The 3896-nt window shown below is 38.2% G+C and carries 6 protein-coding genes; all 6 read right to left on the reverse strand.

What is annotated here, in order from left to right:
- Nucleotides 1-257: 257 nt before the first annotated feature.
- Nucleotides 258-752 (reverse strand): hypothetical protein, encoded by a 495-nt coding sequence (locus DL92_RS0117140; RefSeq protein ID WP_026668406.1) that lies wholly within the window; start codon nucleotides 750-752, stop codon nucleotides 258-260.
- 29 nt (nucleotides 753-781) lie between these two features.
- Nucleotides 782-1432 carry a CatA-like O-acetyltransferase, family 3 gene (locus DL92_RS0117145; RefSeq protein ID WP_026668407.1) on the reverse strand — a complete coding sequence of 217 codons (651 nt, stop codon included), beginning with the start codon at nucleotides 1430-1432 and terminating at the stop codon, nucleotides 782-784.
- A gap of 542 nt (nucleotides 1433-1974) precedes the next feature.
- Nucleotides 1975-2439 carry a GNAT family N-acetyltransferase gene (locus DL92_RS0117150; RefSeq protein ID WP_034461898.1) on the reverse strand — a complete coding sequence of 155 codons (465 nt, stop codon included), beginning with the start codon at nucleotides 2437-2439 and terminating at the stop codon, nucleotides 1975-1977.
- Between the two features lie 55 nt (nucleotides 2440-2494).
- Complete coding sequence (locus DL92_RS0117155; protein ID WP_026668408.1) at nucleotides 2495-3040, reverse strand: NUDIX hydrolase; 546 nt, start codon at nucleotides 3038-3040, stop codon at nucleotides 2495-2497.
- Nucleotides 3041-3121: 81 nt separating this feature from the next.
- Nucleotides 3122-3574 carry a GNAT family N-acetyltransferase gene (locus tag DL92_RS0117160; protein WP_026668409.1) on the reverse strand — a complete coding sequence of 151 codons (453 nt, stop codon included), beginning with the start codon at nucleotides 3572-3574 and terminating at the stop codon, nucleotides 3122-3124.
- 31 nt (nucleotides 3575-3605) lie between these two features.
- The coding region (locus tag DL92_RS0117165) for a TrmO family methyltransferase domain-containing protein (protein ID WP_026668410.1) at nucleotides 3606-3896 on the reverse strand (291 nt) is incomplete at its 5' end.

Raw genomic sequence — 3896 nt, forward strand, 5'->3', positions numbered from 1 at the left:
CAAGTACTCTTCTCGACAGCGGATTTTTGTAAAACTATATTTCCCGCTGTCACAATCAAGGTACAAGCCTACTTTTCGACAGCGGATTTTTATAAAACTATATTTCCCGCTGTCATGATCAAGCCATAAGTACTCTTCTCGACAGCAGGAATTATGTATTTACCTATTTTCGCTGTTTATTCGCCGATTTTCTTTTTAATCGTTAAAATCATGCCCCCGGCAATCTTGCGTTAACATCGCCTATAAGCAACCTAAATTTACTTCCTCACCCCAAAATTCAATATTCCATTTATTGTGTGAATTAAAAAGAACGGGCCTGTCGCTCCAACCAATAGATAATTGCTCTTCCACAATCCAAAGAAAAGATAGTACAAAGGAACCGCCGCGAATTGGCTTAATACTATCAACCATCCACGTTGATATCCGCTGTAATAAAATGCCCATCCCACAAAGTTCATCAGTATCATTAGAATGGTTAAGCAGAAAAAGATTTTTTCTCTTGCAGATGCTATCGAAAAAATTTTCACATCATCCCTCACGATCAGCATCAGCAAAATCATGCACAGAAATCCAAATATACCCTGAACCGTTTCAAGCCATTTAATCTCATTTTGCATGTTCATTATCGGATTGGATGCAGGTTTTATCAGCGGCATTATCATATACGGAATCTCCTGTATGACAAATGCCGCAACACCTATAAGCGATATTCCCAGATAGTAATTTTTAAACAAGTGTATGAATTTCAACATGGTCGTCCTCGTAAATGTTTTTATAATTATCAGGGTTCCACAAAAGACTGTATCTCTTTTTCCAAAAGCCGGAACACATTCGCAACCAGATAGCCATCAGCTATAGCATGATTCAATCGAACACTCACAGGCATAACAAGTCTGCCGTTCTCTTCGCGATATTTCCCCCAATTGATAATAGGTGCAAAAAACAAATGCCCATCCGGAAGTTCAATATTAAGCGAATCATATGAAAGCCATGATATGTAAGATGCATCAAACCAGTTTGGATGATTAGCCATATCCAGCATATATTCTCTTGTTTTCTTAGCCTCTTCAACATCCTTCAGAGCATCTGCGTAGAAACTTTCATAGTCCTCATCATATCTTGTATATACAGGAGTACAAGTCTCGGTATCTTCGTGAAAAACATACTGAGTAGGATTGATCACATCGTAGCAGATGAGCTCGTCCGTTTGCCATAGATACCCCATTCTGTAATCGTCTCGCGAATTGAGAACCTTCGAAAGAATATAGAGGAAATTGATATAGAACTTTGTTACTGCTTTTTTAGAAAAAAGAACCAGATCTGTAACATCAATCCTGGCTGTCATAGAAGTCGAGCATTTGCAATCCTCTGAGAAGTGGCGAAATACACCTTTTCTGTAGTATGTTTCTTTATCTATTATTTTGTAGTTCATATTCTCTCTCCCCAAAATCAAATATTGACTCCAGAACATTCGTTCTTTATAATTATTACTTGGTGCTACCAGTAATTACGGTAGGCGGTTAGTTCTTCAACCGGAGGACTGTGACCTCCGTTAATCATAGAAATCTCTCATGAGAAATCTTTGTTGGAGGAACTTGCTTATGCTCACCATCACTGACCTTATCGCGGTGCTTGCACTGTGTGCGACTTATATTTGATAGTATTCCTATCAAATATAAATCGCTACGCTATAGATGCGACCGATGCGCAGATGAATTATGCAAGCTAAAGCTTGCACGCATCGGCGCGAAAAGAGTCGCAAGCGACTCTTTGTTCTAGTCTTGGTTATATGCATGGAAAGCATGAATCCAAGACACAAAAATAACCGCCCATTGTCCTGGCAGACTTGTATGAGCGGTTATTAACTACTTAAACTTGTTTGGGGCTAACCGTCTATCGGTAGCACCTTTTTCATTTATTATACTACCATTACCGCACATTATCGTCAAATCAATATTATATATTCAAATTGTTCTAAGCGAGTTCTTTTTCCATCATCTCATACACAAGAATTGCGCCATTTTCAACAGAATATTTGCAATGCTCAATAGTTCTATATCCCCTTTTTTCATATAAATGACAAGCCGGCAAAGATGCATCTAATACTGCCGTAGGAAATTTCTCGGATATATTTTTTTCCAAACAGTCCATGATACATGTGCCATATCCTTTTCCCTGATATTCCGGCTCAACATATACTCTGGTAATATGATTATCCTTGTAGCAGCCGGTACCAACGCATATTCCATCGGCCAAAAGGATACCAACCAAACCACACTCAATATCTTTTAGAATATTTTCCATGCTGTGCAAATTGCTAAAAAACTCAACGACCTCTTTAGGATAATACTTGGGATATGTGGTTTTTATCGAATTCTGAACTATGTTAAACACAGTTTCTATGTCTGCAGTTTTTGCAAGAATATATTCTTTCACCATGTTATCTAACCCTTTGCCTTGATGCTCCGTATCTCTCCCTACGACCGACTACGTATCATTTATAAAACTGCAGCGCATATAAAATTGCTAAAATGGTGACACCGTCCATTGTTCCATTTGTTTTTAACAAATCCATATACTCTTGTTTTGAAAACCATCTTTTATTATTTATCTCATCAGAATCTGTAAAATCGCCTTCTGATGATACCTTTGCCGCAAAACAATGAATCAAAGAATCCGACATTCCGTTTGATGGATTATAAGAGCATAAATACTGTAAATCAGCCAGCTCGCATCCCGTTTCTTCTATAGCTTCTCTCTTAGCTGCAGCTTCGTTTGATTCACCATACTCAATCCTTCCTGCTGGCACTTCCCATTCAAGGCGGCCTACAGTATATCTCCTGTTCTGAATAAGAAGGATGTTATCTTCCTCATCAAAAATAACAATTGCAACAGCCTTCTTGGGATAATGAATCTGATAATAATTTTCTGTTATTTGTCCGCTTGGCTGAGCCACTCTGTCAGAATACAAACATACATGTTCACTTTCATATATAGTTGTTCGTCCAAGGCGCTTTGGCATGAGTTCTTCATTCTTCATTTCTATTCTCCTTTTCAGAAAGATAATGCATTATCTCCATCCTTCGCTTGAAAAACATAAGTCTCTCCCCCTAATCCTTGCTCAAAGCTTATACTGCATAAAATTTTCGTTATGCTTAAATCCATATGAGGTATACAACTTCACTCCCATATCAGAAGCTGTGATTTGAACTGTTCCACAACCATATGCTTTTGCCTCATTTACAACTCTATCAAGCAGTTCTTTAGCAATTCCTTGACGTCTGTATTCTGGATTTGTATACATACTTGATAATAAGCCTATTCTGCCAGATGGACATCCAAAATAAGGAGGTTTCTCAACAAAAGACATACCACTAGTACCAATAATTTTATCTCCATCAAAAGCTAACCAGGAAACAAAGGTTCCATCTGCCATATGTCTGCTATAATAATCCTTAAGAGCCGGAGTTAAATCTATATCCTCTTTAGCCCCTTCTTCTCTCAGTTGATTTATACGCATTTTTATAAAGGTATTCAGGTCAGTTTCAGTAAGTTTTTTATAAACTATTCCCATTTCGCTCCCCCTACAAACTTGAATTTATCTATTAGAAATAATGCTCCATCAAGCGGTCAACCCACTCCGGAACAACTGCATCTTTTTTATCATATACGGGATAGTATGGCTTGATATCCAGGATCGGTGTGCCATCAATCGCATCAAGCCCCTTGACAACGAGTCTGTCTTCCGAAACAGATACAATTTCAACCGAAGTCATGCCAATCCTGTTAGGTCTGTCTTTTCCACGCTGGGAAAAAATACCCACCAGAGGCATATCTTCTCTATTCTGAGGCCTTCTTTGAAGATGTTTTTCTTTTTCATACTTTGCCTTATCAAG

Origin of the sequence: Butyrivibrio sp. AE2005 (assembly GCF_000686965.1) — a bacterium.
Lineage (GTDB): Bacteria > Bacillota > Clostridia > Lachnospirales > Lachnospiraceae > Butyrivibrio > Butyrivibrio hungatei_A.